Origin of the sequence: Acinetobacter faecalis (genome assembly GCF_034187745.1) — a bacterium.
GTDB lineage: Bacteria > Pseudomonadota > Gammaproteobacteria > Pseudomonadales > Moraxellaceae > Acinetobacter > Acinetobacter faecalis.
This window is the reverse complement of sequence record NZ_JAXHPF010000003.1, coordinates 283,124-299,492: the sequence shown is the minus strand read 5'-3', so window position 1 is coordinate 299,492 and position 16,369 is coordinate 283,124. Positions and strand designations below refer to the sequence as shown.

Genomic DNA, 16,369 nt, shown 5'->3' with positions numbered 1-16,369 from the left:
GCATGCATAAAAATAAATGAAAAATATAAGAAAATTAAAATGAAATTGAGTGAAATGGTTTTTTTGTTTGAAAATAAAACAAATACTAGCTTTTACACAAGAACTAGAATATTGATATATATAATATTTAATAAAAATTGAAAAGTTGAGGGGCTGTTGATTATGAAAAAGAAATTGCTATTAGCTGTTGGGTTGTTTTTCATAGGAGAATTATCTATGGCATGTACACGTGTTGTTTATTTAGGTGACGAACAGAATGTAATGACTGCGCGATCAATGGACTGGAAGTTAGATGTTGGTTCTAATATATGGGTTTTACCAAATAATGTAAGTAGAGGTGGTTTAGCTGGAAAAAATTCAATTAAATGGACATCTAAATACGGAAGTGTTGTAACAACAGGTTATGATATTTCAACAACAGATGGTATGAATGAAAAGGGGCTTGCTGCAAATTTATTATGGTTGGTAGAATCTGAATATCCGAATATAGAAAAGAATAAAAAACCAACTTTAAGTATTTCATTATGGGCTCAATATATTTTAGATAATTATTCAACGGTTGCTGAAGCAGTAAAAGCTTTGGAAAAAGAACCATTTATTGTAGTTTCTGATGCAGTTCCAGGTGAATCAAGGTTAACAACACTACATTTATCTATTTCTGATGCATCTGGAGATAGTGCAATTATTGAGTATGTCAAAGGTAAGCAAGTTATACATCATAGTCGAAAGCATCAAGTAATGACGAATTCACCATTGTTTGAAAAACAACTCGCATTAGATGAATATTGGAAACAAATTGGTGGAACTACGATGCTACCTGGTACAAATAGAGCAGCTGATCGATTTGCGCGTGCTTCATTTTATATTAATGCCATTCCTAAAAAAGCAACATCAGAACATTCTTTAGCAAGTGTTTTTAGTGTAATTAGAAATGTTTCAGTTCCATTTGGTTTAAATACAGAAGAAGAGCCAAATATCTCATCAACAAGATGGCGAACAGTTGTAGATCATAAACGGAAACTTTATTTTTTTGAATCTGCTGTATCACCAAATACATTTTGGATTGATTTAAAAGATATTAATTTTAGCGGAACTCAAACATTAAAGTTGGATTTAGGAAAAGATCAGTCTAATATTTATGCTGGGAAAGCGAATGGTTATTTAAAAGCGACAACTGCATTTAAATTTTTAGGTATTAGCTAAATAGAGGGTGGAACATTGAATAAAAATGTATTTTTTATGCTTGGGTTTGTATTGTTAAGTGGTTGTGCAACGTTAACACAGGAAAATATAGGAACTAAGGGATTACCTTTGTGTCAAACGAATGAACTTTGTCCTTTAATGACTGTAAGCTGGAATGATCAGAAAAAAGATAATTTCAATGTAAAAGTAAGCTTAGACAGTCTTTATCATTATTATGATATTCAAAAAGTCGTATTTAGTAATGATAAGAAATCTTACAGTTTTGTGCCTGAAGCTAAAACAACTCAAGAAGTAATCTTTAATTTACGTCATTCTAAAAATAGTATTGTCGTGCCTAAGAATTTAATGGCAGATTTAAAATCTAATGCGATATCAATTAATATTCATACAGATCAAGGTGTAATTTCTCGATTTATATATAAAGATGGCGTGGAATCTTCTATATATAAACAATTTACCAGTATTTATGTTCCTTAAAGTATCTTCGGGTGCTTTTTTATTTCATTAAGTTTGAATGAGTAGGATTTATTTTGAATAAATACCTACTCTGATATTGGAAAATATTCAATTTACGTTAAGCTAGGTGAAATTGTTTTTAAATAGTAAATCGACAATATGGCTAAAAATCCGCAACAAGCTTCAGCATTGGCTGAACTCATTTCAGAACAAAAACTTTTATGTGAAGAGTTTGGTTCCGCTTATATTGAAGTAAGTGGCGATGATGTCATTGCTGTAGCACTTCAAACTTTAAATAAAGATCCTTTAGTAGGTATTCGTAAAAAGTCTGAAACTGATGAAAATGTGAGCTGGTATATTTATGGTGGTGAGCTTGAAGAAGGCACTGATAACTTTGAAACAATGACCGTTCGCGAATTACAAGAAATTGCGCCAGATGTTCTTCCATACTTAGCTTTAGATGTAGGTTTTCGCTTTATGATTGATGGCGATGATTATGAAGATGTATGGAAAGAAGGTGATGAGGCGTAATATATATGAAACTTTATATTAAGTTTCATATAATTATGATTAGTTGTTTTGCATCGTTTGTGCATGCAGAACAACTAAGCCAAGAAAAATATGATGCTTTATTGAATCAATACATGCAAATTATTCAAAATACGAAAGTAGTTTTAGATTCTGAAGATACAAGTTCGACGTTTGCTGAACAAAATAAAGCATTTTGTGAGCGGATTAATGCTTACCAAGATATTAAAAAAATATCTGAAGAGAACAAACAATTAGAAAATGCCTCACATATGTTACTGGCTGCGAACTATTATTTAGAGCGGCAGAGTAAAAGTTTAGAACTTGGTGGATTTTCAGATTCTGCATTTTGTAAAAGAAAATAGCCTAAGCAAATGAAGCTATTGTTAGTAAACGATTGTTTTGTATTTATAAAAGTACATTTTAAAGAAGATCTAAGTTTTAGCTTAGATCTTCTTTTTTAATAATTAATTTACTAGAGATGTCATAAAGTTTTTGATAATTTGACTTGCAACAGGTTCAAGTTGTGGTGCAAATTTTTGATTATCTTCACGTAGTTTTGAGATATTAATAGAAGCATTTCTGAGTTCACAGGTATGTCCAATCAGCCATTTTTCCATGCTATCTGCTGAAGCTTCAATATGGAACTGTAAAGCAAGAATATGCTCATTCACTGAAAAAGCTTGATGCGGGTAAGCTTCTGTACTTGCAAGTAATTTAGCATTTTCAGGGAGATCGAAAGTATCTCCATGCCAATGTAAAACTTCAATATTTTGCAGAGTATTTAGTGGATTTATAGGATGATCAGTAAGGGTTAATTTACTCCAACCAATTTCTTTTGTAGTACCTGAATAAACTTTAGCACCTAAAGCGGTTGCAATTAACTGCGCACCTAAGCAGATACCAATTGTCGGTAAATCATTACTCAAACGAACTTTTAGTAAGTCTATTTCTTTTTGTATGAATGGGTAATCTTCCGTTTCATTAACACCAATTGGACCACCTAAAATAATGGTCAATCCTTTATGTTCATATGCTTTACTTAAGTCATCAACACCTGCTTCAAAGTAACGAACACGAAAGCCAAGTTGATAAAATGTATCTTCTAAAGAGCCTAAATCTTCAAATGCGACATGTTGAATTGCATAAATTGTGTCTGGAAAATTTGACATAAATGAGAACTATATTTTGATGTATTAAAGTAGTAGTTCATTATATTTTAAAAATGATTTTTACTGTATTAATTCAAATTTAATTCACAGTTTTAATTTTCATTTAGTTAGTAAAATAAAAGAAAATCTAAGTTCGTATTTAACTAAAATTATATCTTGAAAATTTTAAGACATTTTAAAATTTAGCCACTGAAATAATTCGGAATATACTTTTTCGCGAACAGGAGCTGAGGATAGTACTAAATCGTGCATTCCATTTTTAATAGTACATAATTGAATATTGCCTGACATTTTGAGTGCATATTTTTCTATGTCTTTTACGTTTAAAATAATATCACTATGTTGAGCATCGGAATTCCATTGTTTTGGGTTTGTTGTGCGGTTTGAATACATGACTAAAGTTGGAACACTAAGGTAAACACCTTTGTGAATTTCCTTTTGTGCTTCATAAATAGCACGAATAAAACTTAAACGAACTTTTGGAAACTTTTCCTTTTTCCATTCTAAGTTGAAATTCCACTCTCCATACATACTCAGGTGCAAACTTGGTGTATACCAACGGTTTAAGCCACTTGGGAATTCTAAATCTGGCGTATATTTTCCAAATTGGCTAATACACGGAATCCCAAACTTTTGTTCAAAAGCAGTTTTATTAAAATCATAAAATGGGCTATTTACCCATAAGGCTTTAATTAAAGGATGATAGGGATGATGTACTGCATAAAGCGTTGTGATTAAGCCACCTGTTGAATGACCACAAAGTAAAATGGAATTATGATTTTCTAAGCCAATAATATCTAACGCTTGGCTAATTTCTGCATCATATTCAAATAAATTACGTACATTATAAAATTGTTGATGGGCAAGGTGAGAGCGACCATATTTTCTTAAATCAAGTGCATAAAAATTGAAACCTTGTTCATTAAACTTTTCCGCCATTTCTGTTTGAAAGAAATAGTCGATAAATCCATGAATATATAGGACAGCTTTCCGTGTGGATTTCTGTGCTTTTTTTCTAATTAAAGTTGCAATCACTTTTCCTTCATAATCTGCTGGAAACTCAAGATCAGCACATTCATAACCAGCACCTAAAACATCTTGTCGATATTGTATTTCTTTTAATTTAACTTCCATGTTTGAACCTAATCAAGTTTGATTATTACAGTAATATTTATTGAATATCGAAGATGTGTGAATGCTTGTCAAATAAAGTTTGTTATTTCCTCTTGTTCTAAAGTACAAATTATTAAAGGGAAAGGTGGTATTTCACATGTCATCGCCAATTTATTGATGAATTAAACTGAAAATAAAACAATTAAATGAAATTGAAAGACATGCTTTGTCGCTAATCTGACTTTTAACCTTAACTTTTGAGTCAAAAATCTGTAGGCTATAGCGGTTCGTTTATGGTTATAGGTCTTATGAAACAAGAAACTGCACTGAAGTTATTGAAAGCCGGTGAAAATGTATTTTTAACAGGGTCGGCTGGTGCAGGTAAAACCTATACGCTTAATCAATACATCAACTATTTAAAAGCACGTAAAGTGACTGTGGCTATTACTGCATCTACGGGCATTGCTGCAACGCATATGAATGGCATGACTATTCATACTTGGGCTGGTATTGGTATTAAAGATGCGATTTCAGAAGATGAACTGAAGCGTATGAAAGAACGTAAATATTTAAAAGAACATTTAGAAAATGCCCAAGTTTTAATTATTGATGAAATTTCAATGTTGCATGCCAAGCAACTAAATTTAGTGAATAAGGTTTTAAAATTCTTCAAAGAAAGTGAAGAAGCTTTTGGTGGAATTCAAGTGATTGTTGCAGGGGATTTTTTCCAGTTACCACCTGTAGGTCGTAATGATGAACGTAACCGTGATAAGTTTTGTTTTATGTCTGAAGCGTGGGTGGAAGCAAAATTCCGCGTGTGTTATTTGACTGAGCAACATCGTCAAGGAAACGATTATTTAAACGATATTCTAAATGCAATTCGTAGCCAAAGTATTAGTGAAGAACATAAACAAGCTTTAATTAATACACGAAATCAAGATATTGGCGATACCTTTACACGTTTATATACCCATAATATGGACGTAGACACCATTAACTTTAAGCATTTGAATGAAATTGAAAATGATGGTCGTCAGTTCGATGCGCAATGTGATGGTAATGACAAGCTAATAGAAACATTAAAGTCTTCTGTACGTGCGCCAGAAAACTTAACGTTAAAGAAAAATGCCAAAGTCATGTTTGTAAAGAACAATTTCGATATGGGCTACATTAACGGTAGCTTAGGTGAAGTGATTGGCTTTGAAGAAGATGATGAATATGGTTGTTTACCGAAAGTAAAACTTACAGATGGAACGACTTTAATTGTTGAGCCTGAAACATGGTCTGTAGATAACGATGCAGGTAAAACCATTGCGAGTTTTTCGCAAATTCCTTTGCGTTTGGCTTGGGCAATTACCATTCATAAATCTCAAGGGATGACTTTAGAAGCGGCTGAAATTAATTTAAGTCATACTTTTGAAAATGGGCAGGGTTATGTTGCGCTGTCTCGATTAAAAAGCTTAGATGGCTTGCGGTTACTTGGTTTTAATGAGCAAGCTTTAGAGCTAGATAGTTTAGCCATTAAGGCGGACAGACGTTTTCAAGAGCTTTCTGATGAAGCTGAAAAACATTACGATGCAATTGACTTAACACCTCAGCACAAAGCATTTATTCGTCATTGTGGCGGTACGCTAAATGAAGTTGAAATTGAGCGTAATGAGAAGAAAATTGCCAAAAGTGGCGGTAAAACGAATTACGCTGCTGCAACTTTGGATGAAACGAAAGCATTATTTGTAGATGGTTATGAAATTCAAGATATTGCGGTGGAGCGTGGTTTAACGCCTGCAACCATTATTAACCATTTAGGGCGTTTACATAAAGAGCAGGGTTTAGATATTTCTGTTGCAAGCCCAGGTGAAGAAGTGGTTGAACAAGTGCGTAAAATTTATAAGCGTTTATTGAAGCGTAAAGATTCTAATCATTTTAATGATGATGGCTCTTTAAAACTTCGCCCGATTGTAGAATTAACAAGTCCTAAATTGGGATATGATCAAGTTCGTTTAGCGTTGTTGTTTGTGGAATAGTTTTAGTTTTACATTAGAAGAATTAAACAGATTTGTGGAACATTGTTTAGATATTGAGCGTGGAACATAACAAATTATTGAAAAAGCCCAATGGCTAATGACTGGGCTTTTGGGTGGATTATAAGAATCTGATTTAAAATGATTAATTAAATACAGTGCGTATAACGTGTATTATGTTAATTTTAGAAACTCTAAATAGATAATCAAAAATATACTTAAACATATTGTTTATATATAATTGTTTTTTAGAATTTTTTGGGACTATACATGAAGAAAATAATAACGACTTTATTTCTTTTATCATCTTTGAATATTGCACATGCTCAAACTGCTTTGCAAAAAGAAAATTTTGAAAAAAATATCGCCCTCAACTTAGTTAAACAATATGTAACCTCCATAGCTTGTGACACATCTTTTGAACGTTCTAGTGACACCACATTTAAAACTAGTTTAAAAGACGTTTTTACTATACAAGCTCCAATAGTAGAGACTCCTGAAAATAATGAAGCTTCTCAAGCTATTTACTATGTTTTATGGCAAGGGAACAAAGGATGTCAAATGGCTAATAATCCCGTAAGTACTTCTTCATATTTCGTAACCGAAGTCATTAGCACCTATGGTCCTATGTATCAATTAAAGCCTTTAGTTGTAAATAATGGGTATTTTGAAGAAGGTAATAATCCAAAATTAGATGATGCTTTTGAGTTTAATAAACATGCAATTTTAGCATTCACGATTGATAAGATTACCAAAATAAATAATCAAGAATATGATGTATTTAGTAGAGATTACGCACCAGATGACATAAATTTCGCACCCTCATTAGTTATACAAACTCGTTTAAAATATAGCGAAGAAGATAAAACTTGGAATAAAGTTTTTAGGAAAGTAATAGGTAATATTAATTAATATAGTGATATGAGATTTTTATGAAATTTTTTTTAGTCATTCTCTTACCAACAATATTTTTTAACTCAGCATATGCCTCACAAATCAGTACAATATTTATTGGTAAATGGGGAACTGATAAAACCGCCTGTCGTGGCATCGTGAATGGCGATGATTTCAGAGTTTTAAGTATAAAAAATAGTGAAGTAAATCAGATTAAAGATGAGCGCTACGAAGGATATTCTCATATAAACATCACCCAATTCATTGAAAGTCCTGCTAATGAATTATCCGGTGTGGGATTTAGATATACATTTCATAGTGAAGAACCAGGAAGTCTTTATAGAGAACAAGAGAAAGTTCACTATGTCTTGATTGATAATAAATTATATTCAATTGATGAATACATTTCAGAAAATGGACAGATAGAGTCCTTTACTACTTCTTTTATAAGATGCTGATCCCACCATTTAACATAATGGCGATTATACGAAATAAATATATCAATAAAAAAGCCCCGAATTCAGGGCTTTTTTAAATCAATTTTTAGTCTTTCTTTAAATTTTCATTTAATAAAAATTCAACTAAAGCTTTTTGAGCATGTAAGCGGTTTTCTGCTTCATCCCAAACTACAGCATTTTTATGCTCTAGCATATTTTCAGAAATTTCTTCACCACGGTGCGCAGGTAAGCAATGCATAAATAAACAATCTGGGTGAGCCAAATCCATTAATTTTTCATTTACTTGGAAATCAGCAAATGCTTTTTCACGAATTTTTTGCTCTTCTTCCTGTCCCATACTTGCCCAAACGTCAGTCACGATTAAGTCAGCATTAACAGCCGCATCTTCAGCAGAATCTACAAGCTCTACACAATGCGCAAATTCAGACAAAAATTTCTCTTGTGGTTCATAACCTTTAGGCGCAGCAATTTTTAACTTAAAGCCCCACATGTGCGCAGCTTCAATATATGAATTACACATATTGTTGCCATCACCAATCCATGCCACAGTTTTGCCTTCAATAGAACCACGGTGTTCAACGTAAGTTTGAACGTCCGCAAGCAATTGGCAAGGGTGGTGATCATCAGTTAAAGCATTAATTACAGGAACTTTCGAGTAAGAAGCAAAGCGTTCTACAATGTCATGGCCAAAAGTACGGATCATCACAATATCAAGCATACTTGAAATTACACGTGCAGAATCTTCAATTGGCTCGCCACGACCTAATTGCGTATCACGAGAAGAAAGGAAAATTGCACTACCACCAAACTGGCTCATACCTGCTTCAAACGAAACGCGTGTACGGGTGCTCGATTTTTCAAAAATCATGCCCATCACTTTACCAACAAAAGGTTGGAAAACTTCGTTATTGTGCTGCTTTCGTTTCAGCTCAATACCGCGTTGGATGATCTGGTTTAGTTCGAGAGTAGATAAATCGCGTAAAGTAAGAAAGTGACGTAGAGCCATGGTTACTCCACAATAATTGTTGAATAGAAACAACAATTAGTTGTTGGTTGGTTGATGAAAAAAGGAGAATCGAACACTCTATACTATAATTATACAAAAAAGCAAAAAAACTAGCCTTTTTGATGACCGTCTAAGAAGCGATCTACCGCGTAGTTTATATATTTGAACACTTCTTGATCATCTTGTTCTAATGGAACGCCAATAATAATTCGCCATTCTAAATTACGTAAAATTCCAAAGTAAAGTTGTGCAGAATAAAGTGGATTTTCACAATATAACAAACCGCTCTCATGCGCCTTTTTTAGGCTATCTGCAACCACTTGTTGAATTTTGAGTGGACCATTTTCATGTATATGGCGAGCAATATCAGGATTACGCTGACCTTGCTCCATAATTAACTTCATGAAAGATGCATTTCCTGGCTTTTGAATATGCGCATAGAAGTTCAATAAAGTGGTGACTAAATTTGTTCGTAAATCTATAGATTTTTGATCACACGTAACACTGATATCTTCAAAAAATTGAATGCGTCGATAATCACAAATAGCCTTAAATAAACCGTCCTTATTACCAAAATACTTATAAATTGATGCTTTTGATCCACCTGCATGATTCACAATGTCATCTAATGAAACAGCATCGTAGCCACGGCTTAGAAACAATTCAGCCGCACTTTCAAGAAGTGCTACACAGCGCTCATGACCACGTTTAGTGGCTGGAATATCATGAGATGTTTGAAACTGAAAAGTATTGAGCATTGGCATATTTATGAAGATGACTAATTTAAATTATACCAAATATTATAGGTGCCGTGGCGCTTCAAATATTTTTTAGAATCGTGTGAATATTCATCTAACTTATGACTAAAGTTCTATAATTTTCGTGCAATTTGGGCGTAGATTGATCAAAAATTATGGATATACTCGAAGTTCGATAAATAATATTGATACTGTGGAAAGGACAATGACACAACAAAAGTCTGCAGGTTTAGCATTTAGACAAGCATTGGATGCTGAAAAACCATTACAAATTATGGGCACTGTAAATGCTTATTCTGCCATGATGGCAAAGCAAGTCGGATACAAAGCAATCTATTTATCGGGTGCAGGAGTTGCAAATTACTCTTATGGTCTTCCAGATTTGGGAATGACTAGCCTAGACAATGTTTTAGAAGATGTTCGCCGTATTACAGAACGTGTAGATACACCATTATTGGTAGATATTGATACGGGCTGGGGCGGTGCATTTAACATTGCACGTACAGTCAAACAAATGATTGCTGCAGGTGCTGCGGCTGTTCATATTGAAGATCAAGTTGCTCAAAAACGCTGTGGACATCGTCCAAATAAAGAAATTGTAACGCAACAAGAAATGGTTGATCGTGTTAAAGCTGCGGTTGATGCAAAAACCGATTCTAATTTTGTGATTATGGCACGTACTGATGCTTTGCAAAAAGAAGGCTTAAATGCCGTGATTGACCGTGCTTGTGCATGTGTAGAAGCTGGTGCAGATGCAATTTTTGCCGAAGCAATGACAGACATTACAATGTACAGAACAGTTTGCGATGCGGTGGGTGTACCTGTTTTGGCAAATATTACAGAATTTGGTGATACGCCTTATTACACAGTCGATGAGCTTGGTGAACAAGGTATTTCGATGGTGTTGTATCCACTTTCTGCAACACGTGCAATGCAAAAAGCAGCATTAGAAGTTATGCATGCTATTCGTGACCAAGGAACTCAGGTTAACGTACTCGATAAAATGCAACAACGAAAAGAACTTTACGAATTTTTAGATTATCACACCTTTGAAAATACATTAGATAAACTGTTTAAACAGGAGAATTAAAAAAATGGCTGAAGGAAAAGTACTTACAGGCGCAGGGTTGCGTGGTCAAGTTGCAGGAAAAACTGCGTTATCTACAGTAGGTAAAAGCGGAGCAGGCTTAACTTATCGTGGTTATGATGTGCAAGATCTTGCTGAAAACTGTCAATTTGAAGAAGTAGCCTATTTAATTTTCTTTGGTGAATTGCCAAATAAAAAAGAGCTTGAAGCGTATAAAGCAAAATTAAAATCTTTACGTTCATTGCCACAAACGTTAAAAGAAGTTTTGGAGCGAATTCCTGCAAATTCGCATCCAATGGATGTAATGCGTACAGGCGTTTCAATGTTAGGTAATTTAGAAACAGAATATTCTTTTGCAGATCAACAAGATGTTGCAGACCGTATTTTGGCGACTTTACCTGCCATTATTTGTTATTGGTATCGTTTCAGCCACGATGGTGTTCGTGTTAATGAAAATACAGATGATGATTCAATTGGCGCGCAATTCTTACATTTATTACGTGGTGAAAAGCCAAATGAATTGCATGAACAAGTAATGAATGTTTCTTTAATTTTGTATGCAGAGCATGAGTTTAACGCTTCTACATTTACTGCACGTGTTTGTGCATCAACATTGTCAGACATGCATTCATGTATTACAGGTGCGATTGGTTCATTGCGTGGTCATTTACATGGTGGTGCAAACGAAGCTGCTATGGAGATGATTGAAAATTGGACATCGCCAGAAGAAGCTGAACGTGAAATGCTAGGTAAGCTTGAGCGTAAAGAAAAAATTATGGGCTTTGGTCATGCTATTTATAAAGATAATGATCCACGAAATGGCATTATTAAAATTTGGTCTGAGCGTTTAGCAAAAGATGTGGGTGATACCGTTTTATATCCTGTATCTGTGCGCTGTGAAGAAGTGATGTGGCGCGAGAAGAAATTATTCTGTAATGCCGATTTCTTCCATGCATCTGCTTATCACTTTATGGATATTCCAACGAAATTATTCACACCAATTTTCGTAATGTCGCGTGTAACAGGTTGGGCTGCGCATGTGATGGAGCAACGTTCTGATAACCGTATTATTCGCCCAAGTGCAGATTATACAGGACCTGAGCTGCGTAAAGTTCCACCAATTGATGCACGATAATTATTCATAAAAAAAGCCTCTTTTGAGGCTTTTTTTTATTATTGGAATATATGGTTAATTTAAATGTTGGATTTTGTTCGAAAATATAAATATTTTGCCTAGCAATTTACAAGATTATTTGCATAATAAATATAATGAAAATGATAAATGGTTTATTGCATGGCAAATGATAATTTACAAAATGAGGGGTATTTAGCACAGCAATATAATAAGGCAATTGCTGAGCTAGATGGAATTAAAGCACAAAGTGAAGAAGCATTTAAAGAAGCGGAGCAGTATTATCCTGCAGTTGAGCGAGCAGCTCGAAATATAGAGCTTAAATTAGCCAATTCGGTAAAGCATGCAGTACAGAAAATTCGAGATGATGCACGTAAGAAAGAGTTATTTTCATCACTATCTTTACGCACTTTAACCAAGAGTGGTTTTGCAACTATTGTAATTTGGGTTTTGCTCATTTTCGTTGCACCATATTTCTTAAAATATATTCTTGGTCGTTTTTTAACTTACTTGGTTGTTTTTGGTATTTATGTGTGGCTTGTTCGAAGAGCAATGACCAAAGCCGCAACTAAAAAAACTGAAGGCGCCTGCCAAGCACTACTTAAATTAGGTACATTTAAAGTATCGTTTATGCAGTTTAGCGAAAAGGAAAGTGGAGATTCTAATCATCCATATATTGCAACCGTTGCGCCATCTAATGAGGGTAATGGTTCTACTTCTAATTGGCGAATTGATAAAAGATTTGGCAATATGTTTGGTGAGTCATTTGTTGCATTTGAAAATCTTGAGACTAAGAAAATTTATGCATTGCTTCATGTGCAACAAAATGGTGAACCACAGATCATTGATATTACTGCAAACTTGTCTCAACAAGAATGGACTGTTCGTGAGAAGTTTTTAAAAGAATTTGCCAATCAAGTACAAGATGACATTAAGCCAATTCAAGAGTTTGCTGAACATTCACAAGAAGCTGAGCGTCATAAACAAATTTTATCTTCTTTGAAAAAACGTATTTCGACCTTAAATGATGTCATGGAAAATTGGTCAGATGTTGCGCTTGAAGAAGAAACATTAGACCGTATTTTAAAGCTGGTTGATCTATTCGTTTCAGGTCGTAAGCCATCTCCAAAAGGTGTTTTGTTATATGGTCCACCGGGTACGGGTAAAACCTTAATTGCACGAAAGCTTGCAAAACAAGCAGACTGCCATTTTGAAGCTGTGAATATTGCAGATTTAAAAGCGGGTCATATTGGACAAACTGCGCCAAAAGTAAAAGAGCTTTGGCAACGTTGTCGAGATAACTCACCAACGATTTTGTTTATTGATGAATGTGAAAGCGCATTTGCAAAACGCGGTGGTATAGATAACGACAGTTTTGGCAATGAATTGGTGCAAACCTTTATTTCTGAGTGGGATGGTTTTAATCAGGCAGCAGGCCAAGTATTTGTGATTGGTGCAACGAACCGTCACGACATTTTAGACAATGCAATTCTTTCACGATTCACCACCACGGTAGAAATTGGTTTACCAAATGATAAGGCGCGTGCAAACATCTTGAAGAATGAATTTAAGATGGCGGAGCTTAATATTGAAGTAACAGATGAGTTAGTGACTGAAACTTCAGGTATGTCAGGTCGTGATATTCATACACTTGTTGCAACATTGGTTGCTGAGAATATTAACTCAGATTTAAATATTGAAACGTTGGTTGCACAAGTACGGAAAGTGCGTGGTAAATCGTCTACACAAGTGAAGACCTTATCTTGGGATGATATTGTTTTACCAGAGAAAACCTTAAATGAATTCCAAAATTTAGGTAAAGAATTACGTAATTCTGAACGTTTAAATAAGCTTGGAATATCTACACCAAAAGGTATTTTGTTATATGGTCCACCGGGTACAGGTAAAACTCAAATTGCACGAGTTTTAGCAGGTCAATCAGGTTTATCATTTATTGCTGCTGCAACATCAGATTTAAAAGCGAACTTTATTGGTCAGTCTGGTTCGAAAGTTAAACAACTATTTGAACAAGCGCGTTCACAAGCGCCGTGTATTGTGTTTATTGATGAAATTGACATTATTGCGGGTTCTCGTGGTGGAAACTCTGACGGTTTTGTACAAGAAATTGTGGGACAATTACTGCAAGAGATTGACGGTGTGGCAACCAAAGCAGGACAAGTATTCTTGCTTGCGGCATCGAACTACCCTGAAAATATCGACTCTGCATTATTGTCACGCTTAGAACGTAAAATTGAAATTGGCTTACCAGATGTAGAGGCACGTGCGAAAATTTTAAGCTTACTTTTAAGCTCGAAACCTGTTGCATTTGATGTGAGTGAAAAAGTGCAGGAACTTGCAAAACTTACAGATGGTATGTCAGGACGAGACTTAAACTCTTTAATTACTCGAGCAACGCGTAAAGCAGTGCATCGTACTATTGAATCTGGTGAAGAAATTGAATCACTTCAAATTTTAGAAGCAGATTTAATAGATGCAGCAGAGTCTAAGCAAGAAGCTTAAAATCACAATAAAAAAGCCCCGAAAGGGGCTTTTTTATTTATGTGAGAAATAAATCTTTAAATGTAATAACTCGTTTTAGTCATTAACTTAGAAATACCTGTCATTGCAACACGTACAGGAAGTGGTAAATCTACACCGCCTGCTTTTAAAGCTGTATCTCTGTGATGTAATTCATCTTCATTCATTTGCGTTAAAATTTTACGTGAACGATCATCTTGTGAAGGAAGTTGGTTGATATGATCAATTAAGTGCAAGCTTACTTGGCGTTCTGTTTCTGCAACAAAACCAAGACTATATTTATCGCCAGCAATACCCGCTAATGCGCCCATCCCAAAAGACAAGCTATACCAAACTGGGTTAAATAAACTTGTGTGGCTATCGAGCTCTTTTAATCGGTCTTCACACCACGCTAAATGGTCTTGCTCTTCAATTGCGGCAAATTCCATTTCACGACGTACATTGGGTAATTTCGCCGTAAGTGCTTGCCCATGATATAAAGCTTGAGCGCACACTTCACCACTATGATTTACACGCATTAAGCCAGCCACATGACGCGCTTCACTTACTGCAAGTTGTGTATCTACTTCATTTGCAGGATTTTCTCGATGAGCAGATGTTGCACCTGGTACTAAGCTACGCAAAGCCTGATCGAATGAATTGATAAGCTTGTCGATACCCGTAAATTGACGCATGAGTTAATCCTCCAACGAGAGTTGTGCAGTTTTTAATAATGGCTTAATTCGAATGAGTAACCAAATTGAAAATATTGCACTTAAAATTGCGGTAATACAAAACAGTATTTTCATATCTATGTTTAAGATACTTAATACAATGATAGAGAATATAGCAGAAGTTACCATGAAAATTGCGTTTAAAATATTGTTTGCAGCCACTACACGTGCACGATGAGAACAAGGTGAATAGGCTTGCATCATGGCGTAAAGCGGTACGATATAAAAACCACCGCTAATGCCTAATAATGTAATGGCAATCATGACATGGTAATAACTTGCATGTTGATGAAATACTTCAGTAAGTGAAAGTAATTCACCTGTATGAGCAGGTACAAAAGAGATGCTTGCAGCCAAATAAAGTGCAAAAACAGTTAAACCAATCGCACCAATAGGAACCATTTTAATATTAACTTCTGTACCACCAATTTTTCTACATAAAAGCGACCCAACGCCAATACCAACAGAAAAGAAAGTTAGTAAAAGGCTAACGACATTTTCATTTCCATAAAGATACTGTTGGGTAAGTTGTGGAATTTGGGTGAGGTAAGTTGCACCGTAAAACCAATACCAAGAGTTTCCAAGTAAAATTGTAAAAATAAGCGGAAGGCTTTTTGCATATTTTATGGTTTGGAAGCTTGTTCTAAAAAAGTTCCAATCGACCTGAATATTATTAGGGTTTACTTTTTGTTTAAGAATAAATGTACTAGAAATATAACCTAAAATAGCAATGATTAAGACGGTTGAGCTAATCCAAACTAAATTTCCTTGAGATAAGGAAATAACCGCACCGCCTAAAATCATACCAATTAAAATTGCCATAGATGTGCCAGATTGGAATAAGGCATTTCCAGACATCAACTCATTTGGTTTTAAAATTTCAGGCAAAATTGCATATTTAATGGGACCAAAAAATGTCGAATGTGTTCCCAATAAAAACAGTGCAAGTAAAAGTAACCACAAATTACCAATTAAAAAGCCAACAGTGGCTAAAATCATAATGATAATTTCAGATATTTTTAGGTAGCGAACAAGCCGAGATCTTTCATATTTATCGGCAATTTGTCCTGCGGTTGCTGAAAAAATAAAATAAGGCAATATGAATAACAGTGCCGCCAAATTATTGAGCGTACTTACATCTGCTGCTTGCTGTTGAATCCAACCATAAGTAATGACCAATAACAGGGCTTGTTTATAAACATTATCGTTTAAAGCACCAAAAAATTGTGTGATAAACATCGGTAAAAAACGACGTGTACCTAATAGATGTTCTTTGTTATCCATAGCTTT

At 34.6% G+C, this 16,369-nt stretch carries 16 protein-coding genes; 10 read left to right on the top strand and 6 right to left on the bottom strand.

Going from position 1 to position 16,369, the window contains the following annotated elements; translation table 11 throughout:
- Positions 1-162 precede the first annotated feature (162 nt).
- The 4 genes from SKM54_RS05125 (at position 163) to SKM54_RS05110 (ending at position 2,552) form a co-directional block, all read left to right on the top strand.
- Positions 163-1,203 carry a linear amide C-N hydrolase gene (locus SKM54_RS05125; protein WP_321094539.1) on the top strand — a complete coding sequence of 347 codons (1,041 nt, stop codon included), beginning with the start codon at positions 163-165 and terminating at the stop codon, positions 1,201-1,203.
- Positions 1,204-1,218: 15 nt separating this feature from the next.
- Entirely contained in the window at positions 1,219-1,680 is a 462-nt protein-coding gene (locus SKM54_RS05120) for a hypothetical protein (protein ID WP_321088628.1), read from the top strand.
- Between the two features lie 138 nt (positions 1,681-1,818).
- A complete protein-coding gene (locus SKM54_RS05115) occupies positions 1,819-2,190 on the top strand; it encodes an immunity protein Imm33 domain-containing protein (RefSeq protein WP_321094536.1) in 372 nt (123 codons plus the stop codon).
- A 5-nt stretch (positions 2,191-2,195) separates the two neighbouring features.
- Positions 2,196-2,552 (top strand): hypothetical protein, encoded by a 357-nt coding sequence (locus SKM54_RS05110; protein WP_321090419.1) that lies wholly within the window; start codon positions 2,196-2,198, stop codon positions 2,550-2,552.
- Positions 2,553-2,654: 102 nt separating this feature from the next.
- Here SKM54_RS05110 and SKM54_RS05105 read toward each other — a convergent pair whose 3' ends face one another.
- Both SKM54_RS05105 and SKM54_RS05100 read right to left on the bottom strand, forming a co-directional pair.
- Positions 2,655-3,359: a glutamine amidotransferase gene (locus SKM54_RS05105; protein ID WP_154771527.1), complete on the bottom strand. Its 705-nt coding sequence runs from the start codon at positions 3,357-3,359 to the stop codon at positions 2,655-2,657.
- Between the two features lie 165 nt (positions 3,360-3,524).
- The gene (locus SKM54_RS05100) at positions 3,525-4,493 is read right to left on the bottom strand and encodes an alpha/beta hydrolase (RefSeq protein ID WP_321094534.1); all 969 of its coding nucleotides are present in this window, start codon (positions 4,491-4,493) and stop codon (positions 3,525-3,527) included.
- 287 nt (positions 4,494-4,780) lie between these two features.
- Here SKM54_RS05100 and SKM54_RS05095 point away from each other — a divergent pair, with 287 nt between their 5' ends.
- The 3 genes from SKM54_RS05095 to SKM54_RS05085 all read left to right on the top strand — a co-directional run bounded on the left by SKM54_RS05095 (position 4,781) and on the right by SKM54_RS05085 (position 7,845).
- Complete coding sequence (locus SKM54_RS05095; protein ID WP_321091904.1) at positions 4,781-6,496, top strand: AAA family ATPase; 1,716 nt, start codon at positions 4,781-4,783, stop codon at positions 6,494-6,496.
- Positions 6,497-6,763: 267 nt separating this feature from the next.
- The gene (locus SKM54_RS05090; RefSeq protein ID WP_321094532.1) at positions 6,764-7,405 is read left to right on the top strand and encodes a hypothetical protein; all 642 of its coding nucleotides are present in this window, start codon (positions 6,764-6,766) and stop codon (positions 7,403-7,405) included.
- A 20-nt stretch (positions 7,406-7,425) separates the two neighbouring features.
- Positions 7,426-7,845, top strand: a complete 420-nt coding sequence (locus SKM54_RS05085) for a hypothetical protein (protein ID WP_321094530.1) — start codon at positions 7,426-7,428, stop codon at positions 7,843-7,845.
- Between the two features lie 85 nt (positions 7,846-7,930).
- On the opposite strand, the gene argF is transcribed toward SKM54_RS05085, so the two are convergent.
- Positions 7,931-8,851 (bottom strand): ornithine carbamoyltransferase, encoded by a 921-nt coding sequence (argF, locus tag SKM54_RS05080; protein WP_154771531.1) that lies wholly within the window; start codon positions 8,849-8,851, stop codon positions 7,931-7,933.
- Positions 8,852-8,961: 110 nt separating this feature from the next.
- Positions 8,962-9,609, bottom strand: a complete 648-nt coding sequence (locus tag SKM54_RS05075; RefSeq protein WP_321094551.1) for a TetR/AcrR family transcriptional regulator — start codon at positions 9,607-9,609, stop codon at positions 8,962-8,964.
- 205 nt (positions 9,610-9,814) lie between these two features.
- On the opposite strand from SKM54_RS05075, the gene prpB reads away from it, so the two are divergent.
- The 3 genes from prpB to SKM54_RS05060 all read left to right on the top strand — a co-directional run bounded on the left by prpB (position 9,815) and on the right by SKM54_RS05060 (position 14,348).
- Positions 9,815-10,699: a methylisocitrate lyase gene (gene prpB, locus SKM54_RS05070; RefSeq protein WP_321088634.1), complete on the top strand. Its 885-nt coding sequence runs from the start codon at positions 9,815-9,817 to the stop codon at positions 10,697-10,699.
- A gap of 4 nt (positions 10,700-10,703) precedes the next feature.
- Entirely contained in the window at positions 10,704-11,831 is a 1,128-nt protein-coding gene (gene prpC, locus SKM54_RS05065; protein ID WP_321088635.1) for a bifunctional 2-methylcitrate synthase/citrate synthase, read from the top strand.
- A 159-nt stretch (positions 11,832-11,990) separates the two neighbouring features.
- The gene (locus SKM54_RS05060) at positions 11,991-14,348 is read left to right on the top strand and encodes an AAA family ATPase (protein WP_321094528.1); all 2,358 of its coding nucleotides are present in this window, start codon (positions 11,991-11,993) and stop codon (positions 14,346-14,348) included.
- 56 nt (positions 14,349-14,404) lie between these two features.
- Here SKM54_RS05060 and coq7 read toward each other — a convergent pair whose 3' ends face one another.
- Positions 14,405-15,040 (bottom strand): 2-polyprenyl-3-methyl-6-methoxy-1,4-benzoquinone monooxygenase, encoded by a 636-nt coding sequence (gene coq7, locus SKM54_RS05055; RefSeq protein WP_321094526.1) that lies wholly within the window; start codon positions 15,038-15,040, stop codon positions 14,405-14,407.
- A gap of 3 nt (positions 15,041-15,043) precedes the next feature.
- A complete protein-coding gene (locus SKM54_RS05050) occupies positions 15,044-16,363 on the bottom strand; it encodes an MFS transporter (RefSeq protein WP_321094524.1) in 1,320 nt (439 codons plus the stop codon).
- Positions 16,364-16,369 lie beyond the last annotated feature (6 nt).

Excerpts from the sequence above, each read along its gene's own strand:
- SKM54_RS05090 (WP_321094532.1), top strand. The coding sequence starts at position 6,764 with ATGAAGAAAATAATAACGACTTTATTTCTTTTATCATCTTTGAATATT.
- SKM54_RS05115 (WP_321094536.1), top strand. The coding sequence starts at position 1,819 with ATGGCTAAAAATCCGCAACAAGCTTCAGCATTGGCTGAACTCATTTCA.
- SKM54_RS05125 (WP_321094539.1), top strand. The coding sequence starts at position 163 with ATGAAAAAGAAATTGCTATTAGCTGTTGGGTTGTTTTTCATAGGAGAA.
- prpC (WP_321088635.1), top strand. The coding sequence starts at position 10,704 with ATGGCTGAAGGAAAAGTACTTACAGGCGCAGGGTTGCGTGGTCAAGTT.
- SKM54_RS05095 (WP_321091904.1), top strand. The coding sequence starts at position 4,781 with ATGAAACAAGAAACTGCACTGAAGTTATTGAAAGCCGGTGAAAATGTA.
- SKM54_RS05060 (WP_321094528.1), top strand. The coding sequence starts at position 11,991 with ATGGCAAATGATAATTTACAAAATGAGGGGTATTTAGCACAGCAATAT.
- SKM54_RS05075 (WP_321094551.1), bottom strand. The coding sequence starts at position 9,609 with ATGCTCAATACTTTTCAGTTTCAAACATCTCATGATATTCCAGCCACT.
- prpB (WP_321088634.1), top strand. The coding sequence starts at position 9,815 with ATGACACAACAAAAGTCTGCAGGTTTAGCATTTAGACAAGCATTGGAT.
- SKM54_RS05100 (WP_321094534.1), bottom strand. The coding sequence starts at position 4,493 with ATGGAAGTTAAATTAAAAGAAATACAATATCGACAAGATGTTTTAGGT.
- coq7 (WP_321094526.1), bottom strand. The coding sequence starts at position 15,040 with ATGCGTCAATTTACGGGTATCGACAAGCTTATCAATTCATTCGATCAG.
- argF (WP_154771531.1), bottom strand. The coding sequence starts at position 8,851 with ATGGCTCTACGTCACTTTCTTACTTTACGCGATTTATCTACTCTCGAA.
- SKM54_RS05085 (WP_321094530.1), top strand. The coding sequence starts at position 7,426 with ATGAAATTTTTTTTAGTCATTCTCTTACCAACAATATTTTTTAACTCA.
- SKM54_RS05050 (WP_321094524.1), bottom strand. The coding sequence starts at position 16,363 with ATGGATAACAAAGAACATCTATTAGGTACACGTCGTTTTTTACCGATG.
- SKM54_RS05105 (WP_154771527.1), bottom strand. The coding sequence starts at position 3,359 with ATGTCAAATTTTCCAGACACAATTTATGCAATTCAACATGTCGCATTT.
- SKM54_RS05110 (WP_321090419.1), top strand. The coding sequence starts at position 2,196 with ATGAAACTTTATATTAAGTTTCATATAATTATGATTAGTTGTTTTGCA.